The 16,837-nt window shown below is 67.6% G+C and carries 15 protein-coding genes and 1 pseudogene; 11 read left to right on the top strand and 5 right to left on the bottom strand.

What is annotated here, in order from left to right; genetic code table 11:
* Positions 1 to 156 precede the first annotated feature (156 nt).
* The 7 genes from DM194_RS17875 (at position 157) to DM194_RS17905 (ending at position 8,124) form a co-directional block, all read left to right on the top strand.
* On the top strand, positions 157 to 1,137 hold the full coding sequence (locus DM194_RS17875) for an ABC transporter permease (RefSeq protein ID WP_111068926.1): 981 nt from the start codon (positions 157 to 159) through the stop codon (positions 1,135 to 1,137).
* Positions 1,134 to 1,976 (top strand): ABC transporter permease, encoded by an 843-nt coding sequence (locus tag DM194_RS17880; protein ID WP_111068927.1) that lies wholly within the window; start codon positions 1,134 to 1,136, stop codon positions 1,974 to 1,976. The genes DM194_RS17875 and DM194_RS17880 overlap by 4 nt, the downstream gene beginning before the upstream one ends.
* Before the next feature lie 4 nt (positions 1,977 to 1,980).
* Positions 1,981 to 3,687 carry an ABC transporter ATP-binding protein gene (locus tag DM194_RS17885; RefSeq protein ID WP_111068928.1) on the top strand — a complete coding sequence of 569 codons (1,707 nt, stop codon included), beginning with the start codon at positions 1,981 to 1,983 and terminating at the stop codon, positions 3,685 to 3,687.
* The gene (locus DM194_RS17890) at positions 3,688 to 4,686 is read left to right on the top strand and encodes a ketopantoate reductase family protein (protein ID WP_111068929.1); all 999 of its coding nucleotides are present in this window, start codon (positions 3,688 to 3,690) and stop codon (positions 4,684 to 4,686) included. It abuts the gene before it with no gap.
* 211 nt (positions 4,687 to 4,897) lie between these two features.
* Positions 4,898 to 6,139, top strand: a complete 1,242-nt coding sequence (locus DM194_RS17895; protein WP_111068930.1) for a Zn-dependent hydrolase — start codon at positions 4,898 to 4,900, stop codon at positions 6,137 to 6,139.
* A 27-nt stretch (positions 6,140 to 6,166) separates the two neighbouring features.
* A complete protein-coding gene (locus DM194_RS17900) occupies positions 6,167 to 7,216 on the top strand; it encodes a histone deacetylase family protein (protein WP_111068931.1) in 1,050 nt (349 codons plus the stop codon).
* Entirely contained in the window at positions 7,216 to 8,124 is a 909-nt protein-coding gene (locus tag DM194_RS17905; RefSeq protein WP_111068932.1) for a DMT family transporter, read from the top strand. Before DM194_RS17900 ends, DM194_RS17905 begins: the two co-directional genes overlap by 1 nt.
* Before the next feature lie 34 nt (positions 8,125 to 8,158).
* Here DM194_RS17905 and DM194_RS17910 read toward each other — a convergent pair whose 3' ends face one another.
* Positions 8,159 to 9,184 (bottom strand): hypothetical protein, encoded by a 1,026-nt coding sequence (locus tag DM194_RS17910; RefSeq protein ID WP_111068933.1) that lies wholly within the window; start codon positions 9,182 to 9,184, stop codon positions 8,159 to 8,161.
* A 201-nt stretch (positions 9,185 to 9,385) separates the two neighbouring features.
* Here DM194_RS17910 and DM194_RS17915 point away from each other — a divergent pair, with 201 nt between their 5' ends.
* Positions 9,386 to 10,714, top strand: coding sequence for a GH1 family beta-glucosidase (locus DM194_RS17915; RefSeq protein ID WP_111068934.1), 1,329 nt, complete (start codon positions 9,386 to 9,388; stop codon positions 10,712 to 10,714).
* Here the strand turns inward: DM194_RS17915 and DM194_RS17920 are convergent.
* On the bottom strand, positions 10,647 to 11,327 hold the full coding sequence (locus DM194_RS17920; protein WP_246024444.1) for a hypothetical protein: 681 nt from the start codon (positions 11,325 to 11,327) through the stop codon (positions 10,647 to 10,649). The two genes, DM194_RS17915 and DM194_RS17920, sit on opposite strands and share 68 nt — an antisense overlap.
* A 204-nt stretch (positions 11,328 to 11,531) precedes the next feature.
* On the opposite strand from DM194_RS17920, the gene tnpA reads away from it, so the two are divergent.
* The 3 genes from tnpA to tnpC all read left to right on the top strand — a co-directional run bounded on the left by tnpA (position 11,532) and on the right by tnpC (position 14,009).
* Positions 11,532 to 11,942: an IS66-like element accessory protein TnpA gene (gene tnpA, locus DM194_RS17925; RefSeq protein ID WP_111068035.1), complete on the top strand. Its 411-nt coding sequence runs from the start codon at positions 11,532 to 11,534 to the stop codon at positions 11,940 to 11,942.
* Positions 11,939 to 12,286 (top strand): IS66 family insertion sequence element accessory protein TnpB, encoded by a 348-nt coding sequence (gene tnpB, locus DM194_RS17930; protein WP_111065522.1) that lies wholly within the window; start codon positions 11,939 to 11,941, stop codon positions 12,284 to 12,286. The genes tnpA and tnpB overlap by 4 nt, the downstream gene beginning before the upstream one ends.
* A 79-nt stretch (positions 12,287 to 12,365) precedes the next feature.
* The gene (gene tnpC, locus DM194_RS17935; RefSeq protein WP_111068036.1) at positions 12,366 to 14,009 is read left to right on the top strand and encodes an IS66 family transposase; all 1,644 of its coding nucleotides are present in this window, start codon (positions 12,366 to 12,368) and stop codon (positions 14,007 to 14,009) included.
* 277 nt (positions 14,010 to 14,286) lie between these two features.
* On the opposite strand, the gene DM194_RS28230 is transcribed toward tnpC, so the two are convergent.
* The 3 genes and pseudogenes from DM194_RS28230 to DM194_RS28235 all read right to left on the bottom strand — a co-directional run bounded on the left by DM194_RS28230 (position 14,287) and on the right by DM194_RS28235 (position 16,446).
* A complete protein-coding gene (locus tag DM194_RS28230; protein ID WP_162630106.1) occupies positions 14,287 to 15,048 on the bottom strand; it encodes a hypothetical protein in 762 nt (253 codons plus the stop codon).
* A 74-nt stretch (positions 15,049 to 15,122) separates the two neighbouring features.
* A pseudogene (locus tag DM194_RS17945) lies at positions 15,123 to 15,841 on the bottom strand (IS5 family transposase); the annotation flags it as partial.
* Positions 15,790 to 16,446: a hypothetical protein gene (locus DM194_RS28235; RefSeq protein WP_162630107.1), complete on the bottom strand. Its 657-nt coding sequence runs from the start codon at positions 16,444 to 16,446 to the stop codon at positions 15,790 to 15,792. The gene DM194_RS28235 and the pseudogene DM194_RS17945, both read right to left, overlap by 52 nt.
* Positions 16,447 to 16,837: the final 391 nt, after the last annotated feature.

Here is a 16,837-nt window from a genome sequence, read left to right on the forward strand (position 1 = left end):
CTCCCCCCTCTCCCCCCGGGGAGAGGGCTGGGGTGAGGGGGCGCGCGGCGGCCCCTCACCGAGTATCCGCGCTATGCCTCCCCCCTCACCCCGACCCTCTCCCCGGGGAAGAGGGGGAGAAGGCGAGAGTGCGGCAATTGGAATAGGACCACGCCCATGCTGGGATTTGCCCAACTCTTCGCGAGCCGCCTCGTCAAGGCTGCCGTGATCCTGATCGCCATCGTGGTGATGAACTTCTTCCTCGTCCACGCCGCTCCCGGCGACCCGGCCATGGTGATGGCGGGCGAGGCGGGGGCCGCCGATGAAAAGTTCGTCGCGCAGCTGCGCGAACAGTTCGGGCTCGACCGCCCGATCCTCGAACAGCTCGGCACCTATGTCGGCAAGATCGTGCAGGGCGATCTCGGCTTCTCCTACCGCCAGCAGCGGCCCGTCTGGGACATCCTGGCGGAACGGCTGCCGGCCACCCTGGTGCTGACGCTGACCGCCTTCGTGCTGGCGCTGGCGCTGGGCGTCGCGCTCGGCACGCTGGCCGCCGTCAAGGTCGGTACCTGGGCCGACAGCGCCATCACCGTCGTCGCCCTTCTGGCCTATGCCACGCCGATCTACTGGATCGGGCTGATGCTGAGCCTGCTGTTCTCCATCCAGCTGGGATGGCTGCCCGCCTTCGGCTATGAGACCGTCGGCGCCGGCTATACCGGGCTGGCCCATGTCGCCGACGTGGCGAAGCACATGATCCTGCCGGTCGTCACCCTGGCGCTGTTCTACATGGCGAGCTATGCCCGCCTCACCCGCGCCTCGATGCTGGAGGTGCGCGGCCTCGATTTCATCAAGACCGCCAAGGCCAAGGGGCTGTCGCAGGGCCGGATCGTCACCCGCCATGTGCTGCGCAACGCCATCCTGCCGGTCATCACCGTGGCGGGCATCCAGGCCGGCCAGCTGGTCGGCGGTTCCATCCTGATCGAGACGGTGTTCGCCTGGCCCGGCATCGGCCGGCTGGCCTTCGAGGCGGTGCTGCAGCGCGACTATCAGGTGCTGCTGGGCATCTTCCTGGTCACGTCGATCATGGTGATCTTCTTCAACATCCTGACCGACATCCTCTACGGCCTCGTCGATCCGCGCATCCAGGTGTCCCAATGATGAAGTCCGAATTCTGGCGGGCCTACGCCCGCAACAAGGGCGCGGTCCTGGGCCTCGTCATCCTGGCGGCCATCGTCTTCCTGGCGGCCTTCGCCTCCCTGCTGTTCCCCAACGACCCGTGGGACATGGCGACCGCCCCCTTCCAGCCGCCGCTGTCCGAGGACGCGCTGCTGGGCTCCGACATGCTCGGCCGCGACATCGCCGCCGGCATCGCCCATGGGGCGCGGGTGTCGCTGCTGATCGGCCTGACCTCCACCGCCGCGGCGCTGGCCATCGGCGTCACGCTGGGCGCGCTGGCCGGCTTCCACGGCGGCCGGGTGGACGAAGCCATCATGCGCTTCACCGAGCTGTTCCAGACCATCCCGAACTTCGTGCTGGCGGTGGTGCTGGTCGCCATCTTCACGCCCAGCCTGACCACCATCGTGCTGGCGATCGCCATCGTCAGCTGGCCGCCGCTGGCGCGCCTCGCCCGCGCCGAGTTCCTCAGCCTGCGGACCCGCGAGTTTGTGCAGGCCGCCATCACCACCGGCCAGAGCAACACCACCATCATCCTGCGCCAGATCCTGCCCAACAGCCTGTCGCCGATCATCGTCTCCGCCTCGCTGATGGTCGCCACCGCGATCCTGCTGGAAAGCTCGCTGAGCTTCCTGGGGCTGGGCGATCCGAACGCCATGAGCTGGGGCTACATGATCGGCGCCGCCCGCACGGTGATCCGCCAGGCCTGGTGGATGAGCCTGTTCCCCGGCCTCGCCATCGTGCTGACGGTGCTGGCGCTGAACCTCGTCGGCGAGGGGCTGAACGACGCCCTCAACCCGAAGCTCGCCCGGTCGCGCGGGTGATCCGATGAGCCTGTCCGAACTGACCCGCAACCCGACGGAGACCGCCGCCATGACCACGCCTCTTCTCGATGTGCGCGGCCTCAGCATCGCGCTGCCGCCGGGCGCCGACCGGCCGCTGGCCGTCGACAACCTGACCTTCACCCTCAACCCGAACGAAATCCTGTGCGTGGTCGGCGAGTCCGGCTCCGGCAAGTCGATGACCGCGCACGCCATGATGGGCCTGCTGCCCGCCCCGCATGTCCGCGTCGCCGGCGGCAGCCTGCTGTTCAAGGGCAAGGACGTGCTGACCATGCCGGAGGCGGAGCAGCGCTCCTTGCGCGGCGGCCGCATCGCCATGGTGTTCCAGGAGCCGATGACGGCGCTGAACCCGCTGATGCGGGTCGGCCGCCAGATCGGGGAGAGCCTGCGCGAGCACACCGACCTGCCCGCCCCCGCCCGCCATGCCCGCGTGGTGGAACTGCTGGGACAGGTCGGCCTGCCCAACCCGGCCGAACTGGCCGAGGCCTACCCGTTCCGCCTGTCGGGGGGCCAGCGTCAGCGCGTGATGATCGCCATGGCGCTCGCCTGCCAGCCCGACATCCTGATCGCCGACGAGCCGACCACCGCGCTCGACGTCACCACCCAGAAGCAGATCCTCGACCTGATCCGCGCGATCCAGGCCGAACGCCACATGGGCATGATGTTCATCACCCATGATTTCGGCGTGGTGGCGGAGATCGCCCACCGGGTGGCGGTGATGCGCCACGGCAAGCTGGTGGAGTACGGCCCGGCGTCCGAGGTGCTGAACCGGCCGCAGCACCCCTACACCCGGCAGCTGATCGCCTCGGTGCCGCACTACATCGAGCACCGCGACGACCACACCAAGGCGGGCGCGCCGCTGCTGGTCGCCGACAAGGTCCGCAAGGTCTTCCATGTCGGCGGCGGCCTGTTCAAGAAGTCCAAGGAGGTCGTGGCCGGCGACGACCTGTCGCTGACCATCCATCCCGGCGAAACGGTCGGGCTGGTCGGTGAATCGGGGTCCGGCAAATCGACGCTCGGCCGCTCCATCGTCGGTCTGATCAAGCCGGATTCGGGCCGCATCCTGTTCGAGGGCACCGACCTGCTGGCGCTCGACAGAAAAGGTTTCCGCCCCTATCGCCGGGCGGTGCAGATGGTGTTCCAGGATCCCTACGCCTCGCTGAACCCGCGCCACCGCGTCGGCGACATCGTGGCCCAGGGGCCGGTCGCCTACGGCGAGGACCGCGGCAAGGCGCTGGCCCGCGCACGGGAACTGCTGGCGATGGTGGGGCTGGACGGTTCCGCCGCCGACCGCTATCCGCACGAGTTCTCCGGCGGCCAGCGCCAGCGCATCGGCATCGCCCGCGCGCTCGCCATGGAGCCGAAGCTGCTGGTGGCGGACGAGCCGGTTTCGGCGCTCGACGTCTCGGTGCAGGGGCAGGTGCTGGAACTGCTGGACGACATCCGCAAGCGGCTGAACCTCGCCATGCTGTTCATCACCCACGATCTGCGGGTGGCGGCGCAGGTCTGCGACACCATCGCGGTGATGCGCCGCGGCAAGATCGTGGAGCTGGGCACCGCGCGCGACGTGTTCACCAACCCCCGCGACGCCTACACCCGCAGCCTGCTCGACGCCATCCCCGGCAAGGCCTGGCAAATCCCGGACGACCTGCAGCCGGCCAAGGCCGGTTCCGGGCTGGCGGGAGCGCATTGAATGAAGGTCGCCATCATCGGGGCCGGCGCGGTCGGCGGCCTGCTGGCCGCCCGGCTGGGGGCGACGGAAGCCGAGGTGACGCTGGTCGCCCGGCCGAACGCCGCCGCCGCCATCCGCCGCAACGGCCTGACCCTGGTGACGCCCCTGAACCGCGTCGCCCGGATCACGCCGCGCGTCACCGACGACAGCCTGTCGCTGGGGCCGCAGGATGTGGTCTTCCTGTGCGTCAAGGCCCATGCCCTGCGCGGGACCATCGACACGCTGACCCCGCTGCTGGGACCGGAGACCGCCATCGTTCCGATGGTCAACGGCATCCCCTGGTGGTATCCGCACCGCCAGCCGGAGCCGCTGGCCGACCGGCCGCTCTCCAGCGTCGATCCCGACGGGCTGCTGTGGCGCTCCATCGATCCCGACCGGGTGGTCGGGGCGACGACCTTCGTCGCGGTGGAGGGCGACGGCCCCTGCCGGCTGCGCCATGTCAGCGACCAGCGCTTCGTCTTCGGCGATGCCGGGGGTGGTAGCGCGGGCGGCCGCGAGAACCCGGCGGTGGACCGCATCGTCACGCTGTTCGGGCAGGCCGGGTTCCAGCCGGCGAAGACCGCCGACATCCGGCAGGCGATCTGGGTGAAGCTGTGGGGCAACCTTGCCTTCAACCCGTTGAGCGTGCTGACCGGATCGACGCTGGGCCGCCTGTGCAACGATCCCGGCACGCGGGAGGCCGGCCGCGCCATGATGCTGGAAGCCAAGGCGGTGGCGGAAAAGCTGGGCGTGGTCTTCACCACCAGCGTGGACGAGCGCATCGCGATGGCCGCCGGCGTCGGCGACTTCAAGACTTCGATGCTGCAGGACTATGAGGCCGGCCGCCGGCTGGAGCTGGAAGCGATCCTGGGTTCGGTCATCGAACTGGCCGAGCGTGCCGGCGTCCATGTGCCGATGCTGCGCGCGGTGCTGGCGATGGTCGATCTGAAGGCGCGGGAGCGGCGGGAAGCGGCGGCTTAGAAGCGTCGGCCGCGCCCCTCGACCATTGCCCCCTTCGACCATTGCCCCCTCCCCATCCCTTCCCCGCTTCGCGGAAGAGGGGGCAGGACGCTTGTCGACGTGAGCTATCCGCGAAGCGGCGGAGTTCCCTCTCCCGCGAGAGCGGGGGAGGGTTAGGGAGGGGGAACCGCAAAGCCCCTCCAAGAAACCAACAAACACCCTCGGAGCCACCATGCCCCTGCCCTCCAACCTGCCGATCAACGCCGACCGTCTGTGGGACAGCCTCGCCGAGATGGCAAAGATCGGCGCCACCGCGAAGGGCGGCAGCTGCCGCCTCGCCTTGTCGGACGAGGACAAGGCCGGACGCGACCTGTTCGTCTCCTGGTGCGAGGCCGCCGGCTGCACCGTCAGCATCGACCGCGTCGGCAACATCTTCGCCCGCCGCAAGGGCCGCGACGACAGCCTGCCCCCGGTCGTGATGGGCAGCCATCTCGATACCCAGCCGACCGGCGGCCGCTTCGACGGCGTGTTCGGCGTGCTGGCGGCGCTGGAAGTGGTGCGCTCGCTGAACGACCGCGGGGTGGAAACCCTGCACCCGGTCGAGGTCGCGGTCTGGACCAACGAGGAGGGTTCGCGCTTCTCGCCGCCGATGATGGGATCGGGCGTCGTCACCGGCGTCTTCACGCTGGAGGAGATCCTCGACCAGGTGGCGCAGGACGGCGCCCGGCTGGGCGACGAGCTGGTCCGCACCGGCTATGCCGGCGAGGCGTCCGTCGATCACCCGATGCACGCCTATCTGGAGGCCCACATCGAACAGGGCCCGGTGCTGGAGGTCGAGGGCAAGGAGATCGGCGTCGTCACCGGCGCGCAGGGCCAGCGCTGGTATGAAGTCACCGTGACGGGAGTCGAGGCGCATGCCGGCCCGACGCCGATGCGCCTGCGCCGCGACGCGCTGGTCGCGGCATCGGCCATGGTGCTGGCGGTGCAGCGGATCGGGCTGGAGACGGACGGCGATCCCTGCACCACCGTCGGCATCCTCGACGTCCACCCGCATTCGCGCAACGTCATCCCCGGCCGGGTCTTCTTCACCGTCGACCTGCGCCATCCGGATGCCAACACGCTGGCCGACATGGACCGCCGGTTCCGCGCCGCCGTCGCCGAGATCGCCGAGCAGCAGGGCGTGAGCGCCGAGATCGCCGATTTCTGGCACTTCCCGCCGACGCCCTTCGCCAAGCCGCTGGTCGACCGGGTGCGCGAGGCGGCGAGCGGCTTCGGCTTCAGCCACCGCGACATCGTGTCGGGCGCCGGCCACGACGCGGTCTATGTGGCGGGCAAGGTGCCGACGGCGATGATCTTCATTCCCTGCGAGGACGGCATCAGCCACAACGAGGTCGAGAACATCTCTCCCGCCGATGGCGCCCGCGGCGCCGCCGTGCTGTTCGAAACGCTGGTCGCCACGGCCGGACGGCCCTGAGCGCAAAAGCCCCCCGGAGATCCTCCCATGAAGTTCGTCCATCACCCCGACGCGGCCCTGCACCGCCCCGCCAGCTACTTCAACAAGGGCCTGCTGCGCGCCCTGCCGGAGAAGCCGGAGCGGGTCGGTGCGCTGGCCTCGCTGATCGAGAAGCGGGGCGAGACGCTGATCCGTCCCGACGACTACGGCTCCGCCCCGCGCGCCGCGGTCCACACGCCGGCCTATCTCGCCTTCCTGGAAACCGCCCATGCCCGCTGGGTGGCGAGGGGCGACATGGGCGACGTGGTGCTGCCCAACGTCCACCGGATGCAGGCGGCCCCCAACTATCCCACCTGCATCGTCGGGCAGGCGGGCTGGCACATGTACGACACGGCCTGCCCCATCGGGGCGGAGACCTGGACCGCCACCTGCGCCGCGACGAACGCCGCCATCCATGCGGCGAAGCTGGTCGCCACCGGGGAGGACAGCGCGGCCTACGCGCTGTGCCGCCCGCCGGGGCACCATGCCACCCGCGACATGGCCGGGGGGTTCTGCTACCTCAACCATGTCGCCGTGGCCGCGGAATCGGTGCTGCCGATCCTGCGCTCCCAGGGGCTGGCGGCCCGTGTGGCGATCATCGACGTGGACGTCCATCACGGCAACGGCACGCAGGACATCTTCTATGACCGCGACGACGTGTTCTTCGTCTCGGTCCATGCCGATCCGGCGCAGTTCTATCCGCATATGGCGGGCTACGCGCAGGAGCGCGGCATCGGCCGCGGCGAAGGCTACAACCTGAACCTGCCCCTGCCGATCGGCAGCGACGAGGCCACCGTGCTGGCGACCATCGGCAAGGGGCTGGAGGAGATCCGGCGCTTCGGGCCGGACATGCTGTTCGTCTCGCTGGGCTTCGACACCTTCATCGACGATCCGCTGGCCGCCTTCGGCGTCACCACGCCGGGCTTCGCCCGCATGGGCGCGCTGCTCGCCGCCGCCGGACTGCCCACCGTGCTGGTGCAGGAGGGCGGCTACGCCATCGACGCGCTGTCGGCTAACCTGTCGAGCTTCCTGGACGGGTTCGAGGGCAAGGCCGCCTGATGACCGCCGTCGCCGCCACCGGAGCCGGCCGCGATCCGGTCAAGTATCTGCTGATCGTCACCATCAGCCTGTTCTGGGGCCTGAACTGGCCGGCGGTGAAGACGATCCTGACGCAGATGCCGATCTTCAGCCTGCGCGCCATCGGCTTCACCGCCGGGGCCGTGCTGCTGCTGGGGGCGGCGCGTCTGGCCGGGCACCGTCTGCGGGTGGAGCGGGCGGAATGGCCGGCTCTGGCGGCGGCGGGGTTTTGCAACGTGCTGGTCTTCAACCTTTGCACGGCGCTGGGCCAGAGCCTGATGGCGACCTCGCAGGCGGCGATCATCGCCTTCACCATGCCGGTGTGGGCGACGCTGCTGGCGATCCCGCTGCTGGGCGAGCGGCCGGGGATGCGGCAGGTCGTCGGGCTGGCCTGCGGGCTGGCCGGGCTGATGGTCCTGCTGGGGCCGGAGGCGCTGTCGGCGCCGCCGGCCCAGCTGGCCGGCCCGGCGGTGATGCTGGTGTCGGCGCTGGCCTGGGCGCTGGGCACCATCGTGATGAAGCGGCGGGTCTGGCGCAGCAATCCGATGGTCATCACCGGCTGGCAGTATGTGCTGTGCGCCCCGCCGATGATCCTGCTGGCGGCGACGGAGACGAGGCCGGCCCTGGCCGAAATCAATCCCGAGGTGTGGGTCGGCTTCGCCTGGCACATCCTCTGCTCGCTCTGCGCGGCGCAGGCGCTGTGGTACGTCACCGTCCGCCGGCTGACGGTGGGCGAGGCGGCGGTCAGCACCCTGCTGATCCCGGTGGTCGGAGTCGGCGGGGCGGTGCTGCTGCTGGGCGAGCCGATGACGCTGCGGCTGGCGGCGGCGCTGGTGCTGATCCTCGCCGCCGTCGCCTGCGTGCTGGCGGTCAGGCCGGCCCGGCGCTGAGCCGAGCCGCCCTCCTGTCCCGCCCTGCCCCGCCTTACTCCTCGGTGAGGCGGCGGCAGCGCCGCTTCATCATCGCCAGCGCCTCGTCGGCGCGGGCGCCGGAGAGGTCGAAGCTCCGCTCGTCCAGCAGGACGCCGTCGGAGTTGTAGGCGCGGACCAGCAGCCCCTCCGGCGTCTGGCTGACCGACAGGTCGAGGACGCCGTCGCCGGTCTCGTTGCCGGCGATGTCGAGGAAGTCGTTGACCTCGTCGAAGTTGATCTCCACGTCGTCCGGCCAGACGCCCTCGGCGGTGAAGTCCAGCAGGTCGTTCAGCCCGCCGACCGGCTCGCAGCGCTTCACACGCGGGTCGGCGGCCCCGACCGCCTCGGTGAAGGCGGCCATCGACTGGCGGATGCGCTCCTGCTCGATCGGGTCGATCTCAAGCTCCTGCCCGTCGTCGGCGAAGCCGAGCTTGAGCGGATCGGGCATCCCCTCCCCTTCCTGCTCCGCATCCTCCTCGATCACCAGACCGACGACGCCGACCAGCCGGGTGCCGGCATCGTCGGCGGGGGCCAGCAGATCCTGTTCGCGGGCGAAGGTCTCCGCCTCCTCCGGCGAGGAGATCAGGCGGCGCAGCAGGGTGCGGCGGTCGGCGGCCTCCAGATAGGACAGCGGCTCCGGGTCCAGCCACAGCGGCAGCAGCCGCATGTCGGCGGCCTTCTCCAGCAGCCCGGCCGAATCGAGCGCCTCCTCGATCACGCCGACCGGCGGCGGCGCGTCGAGCGGGCCGTCCACCTCCAGCGCCAGCCAGAACAGGGTGGAGAGGGTCGGGTCGCCCTGCTCGTCGGTGCCCTGCGCGGTTTCCGAGAAGGCTTCGACCTCGTCCATGAAGTCGTAACCCTCCTCCTCGCGCAGCTTGCCCAGCGCCGCCTCGATCACGCCCTGGCGGTTGGCGTCCAGCACCTCGTCCAGCAGGGCGCCGAAGCGCTCGTCGTTGTTGCGCCACAGCCGGACCAGCCGGTCGGCCGGCGTTCCGCTGAACTGGCCGCCCTTGCCGTTGACCCCGTCCTTTTTCGCCATGATGCGCCCGTTCCTTTCTGATATCGCTCGTCCATTCGGCGAGACCATAGGAGCGCCGCGCCATCCTGTCGACCGCGATATGGTGACGGACCATCCTCCCAAGGGTGGTGCCGCCCGGCGGACCGGACAGCGACGATTGGCCCCTTCCACCCGGTCGGGAAAGGGGTAGGATTCCATGCTCAATCCTTCGGGTGATCCGCCATGTCCGAACGTCCGGTTTTTCCCAAAGACTTCCTGTGGGGCGCCTCCACCTCCGCCTACCAGATCGAGGGCGGGGCCGAGGCCGACGGGCGGGCGCCCAGCATCTGGGACAGCTTCTGCAAGCTGAAGGGCCGGGTAGACAACGGCGAGAGCGGCGACGTCGCCTGCGACCATTACCACCGGATGCCGGAGGATGTGGAACTGATGGCGGCGCTGGGGCTGCGGGCCTACCGCTTCTCCGTCTCCTGGCCGCGTGTGCTGCCGCGCGGGCGGGGGGCGCCGAACGAGAAGGGGCTGGATTTCTACGACCGGCTGATCGACCGGCTGCTGGAGAAGAACATCGAGCCCTGGCTGTGCCTGTATCACTGGGATCTGCCGCAGGCCCTGCAGGACATGGGCGGCTGGACCGTCCGCGACGGCGCCGGCTGGTTCGCCGATTACGCGGCGCTGTGCGCCCGGCGCTATGGCGACCGGGTGAAGCGCTGGGCCACCTTCAACGAGTTCTCGGTCTTCACCCTGTTCGGCTGGGCCTTCGGCTGGGGGGCGCCGAGCATCGCCGACCGCGCCAGCCACCTGAAGGCGATCCATCACGTCAACCTCGCCCATGGCGCCGGGGTGGACACGCTGCGCGCCCTGGTGCCGGGCGCCTCCATCGGCGCGGTCCACAGCGTCCAACCGATGCGGCCCGAGACCGACCGGCCGGAGGATGTCGAGGCCGCCGCCCTGTTCGACGAGCATTGGAACCGCGCCTTCCCCGACGCCCAACTGCTGGCCCATTATCCGCGCCGCATCGCCGAGGCCATCGAGCCCTATGTGCAGCCCGGCGACATGGCGCGCATCGCCCGGCCGTTGGACTGGTTCGGGCTGAACCATTACGCCCCGGTCTATGGCCGCAGGGACGACAGCCTGATCTGGGGCTTCGGCTTCGGATCGCCGCCGGCGGGGATGAAGCGGACGGCCATCGACTGGCCCTATGACCCCGGCTGCTTCCGCGACACGCTGATCGACCTGACCCGCCGCTACCGCCTGCCGATCTATGTGACGGAGAACGGCTACGGCACCAAGGCGGCGGAGGCGCCCGACGCCGAGGGCCGCGTGGCGGATCCCGAGCGGCTGGCCTACCTCCAGGCCTACATCGCCGCGATGGCGGAGGCGAAGGCGCGGGGGGCCGACGTGCGGGGTTATTTCGTCTGGTCGCTGCTGGACAATTTCGAATGGGGCGGCGGCTATGGCACGCGGTTCGGCATCGTCCATGTCGATTTCAAGACGCAAGCGCGGACCCCGAAGGACTCGGCGCGCTGGTATGCGGACCTGATCCGAGGCGGCTGACGCGGCGCCGGCCGCCCGCCTTGGCCGGCGGGGCGGCGGCGGATGGAACAGTGTGGAACGGATTTCGCGCGCTGTTCCATCCGTCCACCGGTGCCGGGGCGGGATCGGGGAGCGCAGCGGCGACCGGCTCCACGGGCCGCGGGCGGGGACGGTCGCCGCCGGGGCCGGCGGGCGTCGGGGGCGGAGCGGCCGGCTCGGGCTGCGGCGGCGATGAGGGCTGAGGGGACGGCTGCGCCAGCGATTGCGGGGGCGATTGCGGGGCCGACGTTGCCGCCGGTTCCGGGGACGGGGCGGGCCGGTCGGGCTGGGCAGCGCGCGCCGCCGGTCTGGCCGGGGCGTCGAGCCCGGCGAACAGGCCGAGCCGTTCGGCCAGCCAGCGCACCGTCTTCGGATCGCCCATCGACACCAGCCGCTCGATCTGTTCCGCCACCAGGGTCCGGATCGAGGACAGGCGCAGCTCCGCCTCCCGGTTCAACGCCTGCCGTTCCCACCAGACGCGATGGCGGAAATCCCGCGATCCGTAATAGGCCCGCCACAGGGTGGTGCGGCTGCATCCCATGGCGCGGGCGACGTAGAGGAAGGAACTGCCGCGCGCCAGCATGCCGGCGGCCATGATCCATTGTTCCTCGTGGAACTGAGATCCGGGAACCAGCGCCCCGCCCGCCGGGACCGGCGGCTCCTCCGCCCAGCAGGGGAAATGGTCGTCGGCGAGGGTGCGGCGTACGCCTCCGGTGAGTGCCGCCTTGGCAAAATAGGGTCCGACGTCTGAGTTTTGCGTGGCGCGTCATTGCGCGGACGCAAACGAGTTGCAAACGTCATGGCTTATCAGCGGGTCGAGGTTCTGACGGGGACGGAGCGGCGGCGAAATTACACGCCGGCGGAGAAGGTCCGAATGGTCGAGGAGGCGTTCCGCCCCGGCGTGGTGGTGACGGAAGCGGCCCGCCGGCTGGGCGTGCACGAAAGTCTGCTATACCGCTGGCGAGGGCTGATGCAGGCGAGCGGGAGCGCGGTGGCCGAACCGTCCAGCTTCGTCGCAGTGACCATCACGCCGGAGCCGACCGTAACAGAACCGCCGGTCTTGGAGCCCCCTGAACCATTGCCGCCTCCAGCGGGTCCGACCACGAGCCCGGCGATCCTCGAGGTCATCCTGCCCAGCGGGGCACGCCTGCGTCTGGAAGGGCCGGTCGATCCGGCTCTGGCGGCGGCCGTCGTCGGTGCCCTGGCATGATCCCGGTGCCGAGTGGCGTGCGGGTGTGGCTGGCCAGCGGACACACCGACATGCGCAAAGGCTGGGCGAGTTTGGCGCTGCTGGTGCAGGAACGCTTCGCCCAAGACCCGCACAGCGGCCATCTCTTCATCTTCCGCGGGCGCCGCGGCGATCTGGTGAAGATCATCTGGTATGACGGCCAGGGCAGTTGCCTGTTCATGAAGAGGCTGGAGCGGGGCCGCTTCATCTGGCCCACGCCGGCGGACGGCGCGGTGTCGATCTCGGTTGGGCAGATGGGCTATCTGCTCGAGGGCATCGACTGGCGCAACCCGCAGAAGACTTGGCGCCCCGAGGCCGCGGGGTGACTGCGACACGGTGAATCGACGCACCGGTTCAGGGGTGATTGTGGCGGCTCAACGGCGCGTTCCCAGGTAAACTGGCGCCATGACCGCCGCCCCGCTCCCCTCCACCTCGGCCGACGACGTCGCCAACTTGCGCGCTGCCTTGGCGCAGGCCGAGGCGCGGGCGGATGCGGCGGAAGCCGAAGCGGCGCGGGCCAAGGCGATGGCGTCGAACACCGAGGCGCTGATCGCCGGCCTGAAGCTGGAAATCGAGAAACTCCGGCGCGAACTCTACGGGACGCGCTCCGAGCGCAAGGCGCGTCTGCTGGACCAGTTGGAGTTCCAGCTCGAAGAGTTGGAAGCGACGGCCGGCGAGGACGAACTGGCGGCCGAGCAGGCCGCTGCCAAAACCACCGCGGTGGCGGCCTTTACCCGCAAACGGCCATCACGCCAGCCCTTCCCCGACCACCTGCCGCGCGAGCGCGTCGTTGTGCCGGCACCGGCGAGCTGCCCGTGCTGCGGCTCGGACAAGCTGTGCAAGCTGGGCGAGACGATCACCGAGACGCTGGAGGTGATCCCGCGCCAGTGGAAGGTGATCCAGACGGTGCGCGAGCGGTTCTCCTGCCGGGCCTGCGAGACGATCAGCCAGCCGCCGGCGCCGTTCCACGCCACCCCACGGGGCTGGGCCGGCCCCAACCTGCTGGCCACCCTCCTGTTCGAGAAGTTCGGCCAGCATCAGCCGCTGAACCGGCAGGCCGAACGCTTTGCGCGCGAGGGCGTGCCGCTCAGCCTGTCCACCCTGGCCGACCAGGTGGGCGCCGCCGCCGCGGTGCTGAAGCCGCTGCACGACCTGATCGCCGCGCATGTACTGGCAGCCGAGCGGCTGCATGGAGACGACACGCCCGTGCCCGTGCTGGCCAAAGGCAAGACCGACACCGGGCGGCTGTGGGTGTATGTGCGTGATGACCGGCCGTTTGCCGGCCAAGCCCCACCGGCAGCGCTGTTCCACTATTCGCGAGACCGCAAGGGCGAGCATCCCGAACGGCACCTGGCCGGCTTCACGGGCTGGCTGCAGGCCGATGCGTTCGCCGGCTATAACCGGCTGTACGAACCTGAGCGCCGACCGGGGCCGATCAGCGCCGCACTGTGCTGGGCGCATGCAAGGCGCGGCTTCTTCAAGCTGGCCGACATCGCCGCGAACACCAGACGCGGCAAGGATGCCCCGCCGATCTCACCGCTGGCCCTGGAAGCCGTGACCCACATCGACGCCCTCTTCGATCTCGAGCGCGCCCTGAACGGCAAGCCCGCGGCCGAGCGGCTGGCGGCCCGCCAGGAGCACGGCGTCGCCCTGGTGGCCACGCTGGAGAACTGGATGCGGACGGAGCGCGCCCGGCTCTCCCGCCATGCCCCCGTGGCCAAGGCGATGGACTACATGCTGACGCGCTGGGACGGCTTCACGCGCTTCCTCGGCGACGGCCGGCTGTGCCTGACCAACAATGCCGCCGAACGCGGCCTGCGCGGGATCGCTTTGGGCCGGAAAGCGTGGCTGTTCTGCGGCTCCGATCGCGGCGGGCAGCGGGCGGCGATCATGTACGGCCTGATCACCACGGCGAAGCTCAACGACGTCGATCCCCAGGCATGGCTCGCCGACGTCCTGGCCCGCATCAACGACATCCCCCAAACCCGCCTGCACGAACTCCTCCCCTGGGAATGGAAGGCAATCCGCGAGCAGACGAAAGCTGCCTGACCGCGGCACTCAGCGGATGCTTACGGTGCGGCTGTCGAGCGGCATGGCGGGGCTCCGCTGGTGGATGGGACCAGCGGGGAAGGATATAGGAATTTTTTCTGACATAGGAGTTTTTATCCAAGAGGTGGGGCTGCAGTTGTTCGCGGACGAAAAATGGCCACCTGAGGCCCGCAAAGCGTACAAGAAAACACTGATACAGTATGATCTAGTTACTGAAATAGATTGGGATGGCGCAGCGAAATCTTTGCCGAATATTCTCCAAATCAAATGCCTGTTACTATTCTTGGAGAAATAGCACTATCACAGCCGACAGACTGTCCCACAGCGACATTAGATGCTCTGGAGATGGTGTAAAATTTGGAGAGTGAACATATCTGTTCAGGGTATCAGCTGATATTATTTTCTCACTTTGATTGAACTTCTTAATTACATCCATCTGCTTTCCATCGATTTTTCCCGACATTTGAAGATGGAGGCTGGCTTTCTCAAGCCTAGTCGCCAACTTATCATTCTCGTGGACATTGACCTTAGCCCGTTGGATATAGTTTTCCAAAGAAATCTCAATCAGAACGCGCATGAGCACGGAAATCGCGTTTACATGCTTTTGAAGATCGAGATGAAACTGTAGCTCTTCCCAAATCTGGTGATGGCGCTGGAGTCTCCCAGGCCAATATAGGCCAAACTCGGTTTGCGGAATGAGTGTACTCCGAACTGTGGGTGTCACCCTCACACTCGGCTTCGGTTTAGGCACCCTAGTCTTGAGCTTTGTGACGCTAGTCTCAGCAGCAACTGCGCCAGAACTAGGAAGGACGCCTTCTCCCTCAAGCCGATTCAGATAATCCTGCTTGCCGTCGATATCCCAAATATCGCCCAAAACAATGTTACGGCTGGCAAGGTCATTCGCAATTCGCGCGAGAGCAGCAAGCGACATTCTTTGATCGTGGATGAACTGAAACTGTCCCCCTTTCATGCTGATGCCGACGCGCTGACGGAGCGGCTCGGCCGAGAGAAGGCGATTAAGAGCGCCTAACAGAACCATCTCTGGACGAAGCGCCAGCAGATGAGGCTGGCCGCGATATGGTGAAAGGCAGTGAAGATGTCGGCGCGCCGTTCGTAGCGGACGGCGATGCGGCGGAAGCGGGCGAACCAAGCGAGCGTACGCTCGACCACCCATCGGTGTCGGCCAAGACGCTCGCTGCTCTCGACGCCACGCCGGGCGATCCGCGGAATGATCGCTCGTTGGCGCAGCGCCTGCCGGCAGTGTGCAAAGTCGTAGCCCTTGTCGGCGTGCAGCTTGGCCGGGCGGCGCCGGGGCCGGCCCGCACACTGGCGGATCGCCGGCACGGCATCGACCAGCGCCTCCAGCAGCTTGCTGTCGTGCCGGTTGGCTGGCGAGATCCTCAGGGCGAGCGGGATGCCGTTAGCATCGACGAGGATGTGGCGCTTGGAGCCCGGCTTGCCGCGATCCGTCGGGTTCGGGCCGGTCTCCTCACCCCCCTTTTTGCCGGGACGCTGGCGCTGTCCACCGCTGCACGATCCCAGTTGATGGCGTTGGCATAGCCGAGCCGGTCGAGCAGCACACGATGCAGCCGTTCCCACACGCCAGCCCGATGCCACTCGTGCAGACGCCGCCAGCAGGTCATCCCCGAGCCGCAGCCCATCTCCACCGGCAGAAGCTCCCAAGGAATACCCGTGCGCAGCACGAATAGGATGCCGGTCAGCGCCGCACGATCGTCCAACCGGGGCCGTCCGCCTTTTGGCTTGGGCGGCTCCGGCGGGATCAGCGGTTCGATGATCGCCCACAAGGCGTCGGAAACAAGAGGGGCTGCCATGCCCCTACCAACCGTTCCTGGCCGGTTTTGTTACGCACTCTAAGCGTAGAGCGTGGTATCTTGCGACGTTCCGGCAAGAGATTAGCGTCGGCTAAACGCTTCTCGATTTCATCTGCCACGCTGGGCCCGCCACCTTTGCCGGTACGCGACATAAAGGTTGCCTTCATACGGTCGTCCCAAGTGCTCTGACCAATACCATTCTGCGTACCGGTATGGCGGCGAAAGAGAATTTCATCAATACGGTCGCGGTCGGCTTCGATCTGACAGCTGATCTCTAGTGGAAATGTGCCCCGCCACAGACTTCTCTGCTCGCGAAAGAACGCCTGCAACTCGCGTGTTGGAGCTCGACGAGGCTCTTCCAAGAGCTTCAGGCATGTCACGCGTCTATTGCCATCAAAGACAATGAACTTTGCTTTCTCTGGCGAAATAAGCGGATACTCATATATCTCTCCCTTCTCAACAATGTCTCTCGCAAGGTTGCGCATGTGCTGTTCGCGCTCGTTAAAGAGCCATGCGATTGCGGCCGATTCATTCTCTAACTCGCCATGCCTGTCATTTGCGCGATTGACAATAAGCGCAGCCAGCGCAATTTTCCGAATCATCATTCGTTTCCCTACCGATTAGGCTACCTTGCTCACTCTGAGAGGACAAAACTGTAACGGATCTGGCGAATTATGCAATTCATGCGTTATTGGTGCGGAATTAATATACCTATCGTTGATAAATTCGCGAGGAGATAGAAAATGATTGAAGACGATGATTCCGTTGGCACAAAAGCTCCCAGCACGCGGTTCCTGAAGCGTCACATTTTGCCTTCGGATAATCATGGATTTATTGGACGAATATACGACCTCAGCATCGTATCTTATTATTTTGATAGCTATGCTGAGCTAGCAATGCACCCGGATTGCAGGTCGTAGCTATGTTGCAGACACAGGTGCAGACGCAAAAATCAACAAAAACATAGACTTACGATAACGGCGGCGCTCCGCGCGC

The organism is Azospirillum ramasamyi (genome assembly GCF_003233655.1).
GTDB classification, from domain to species: domain Bacteria; phylum Pseudomonadota; class Alphaproteobacteria; order Azospirillales; family Azospirillaceae; genus Azospirillum; species Azospirillum ramasamyi.

What these genes read in the sequence shown, in the direction of transcription:
- DM194_RS17895 (WP_111068930.1), top strand. Translation starts at nt 4,898, where the DNA reads ATGCCCCTGCCCTCCAACCTGCCGATCAACGCCGACCGTCTGTGGGAC.
- DM194_RS28235 (WP_162630107.1), bottom strand. Translation starts at nt 16,446, where the DNA reads ATGATGATTCGGAAAATTGCGCTGGCTGCGCTTATTGTCAATCGCGCA.
- DM194_RS17915 (WP_111068934.1), top strand. Translation starts at nt 9,386, where the DNA reads ATGTCCGAACGTCCGGTTTTTCCCAAAGACTTCCTGTGGGGCGCCTCC.
- DM194_RS17875 (WP_111068926.1), top strand. Translation starts at nt 157, where the DNA reads ATGCTGGGATTTGCCCAACTCTTCGCGAGCCGCCTCGTCAAGGCTGCC.
- DM194_RS17920 (WP_246024444.1), bottom strand. Translation starts at nt 11,327, where the DNA reads ATGGCCGCCGGCATGCTGGCGCGCGGCAGTTCCTTCCTCTACGTCGCC.
- DM194_RS17905 (WP_111068932.1), top strand. Translation starts at nt 7,216, where the DNA reads ATGACCGCCGTCGCCGCCACCGGAGCCGGCCGCGATCCGGTCAAGTAT.
- tnpB (WP_111065522.1), top strand. Translation starts at nt 11,939, where the DNA reads ATGATCCCGGTGCCGAGTGGCGTGCGGGTGTGGCTGGCCAGCGGACAC.
- DM194_RS28230 (WP_162630106.1), bottom strand. Translation starts at nt 15,048, where the DNA reads ATGGTTCTGTTAGGCGCTCTTAATCGCCTTCTCTCGGCCGAGCCGCTC.
- DM194_RS17890 (WP_111068929.1), top strand. Translation starts at nt 3,688, where the DNA reads ATGAAGGTCGCCATCATCGGGGCCGGCGCGGTCGGCGGCCTGCTGGCC.
- DM194_RS17880 (WP_111068927.1), top strand. Translation starts at nt 1,134, where the DNA reads ATGATGAAGTCCGAATTCTGGCGGGCCTACGCCCGCAACAAGGGCGCG.
- DM194_RS17885 (WP_111068928.1), top strand. Translation starts at nt 1,981, where the DNA reads ATGAGCCTGTCCGAACTGACCCGCAACCCGACGGAGACCGCCGCCATG.
- tnpA (WP_111068035.1), top strand. Translation starts at nt 11,532, where the DNA reads ATGGCTTATCAGCGGGTCGAGGTTCTGACGGGGACGGAGCGGCGGCGA.
- DM194_RS17910 (WP_111068933.1), bottom strand. Translation starts at nt 9,184, where the DNA reads ATGGCGAAAAAGGACGGGGTCAACGGCAAGGGCGGCCAGTTCAGCGGA.
- tnpC (WP_111068036.1), top strand. Translation starts at nt 12,366, where the DNA reads ATGACCGCCGCCCCGCTCCCCTCCACCTCGGCCGACGACGTCGCCAAC.
- DM194_RS17900 (WP_111068931.1), top strand. Translation starts at nt 6,167, where the DNA reads ATGAAGTTCGTCCATCACCCCGACGCGGCCCTGCACCGCCCCGCCAGC.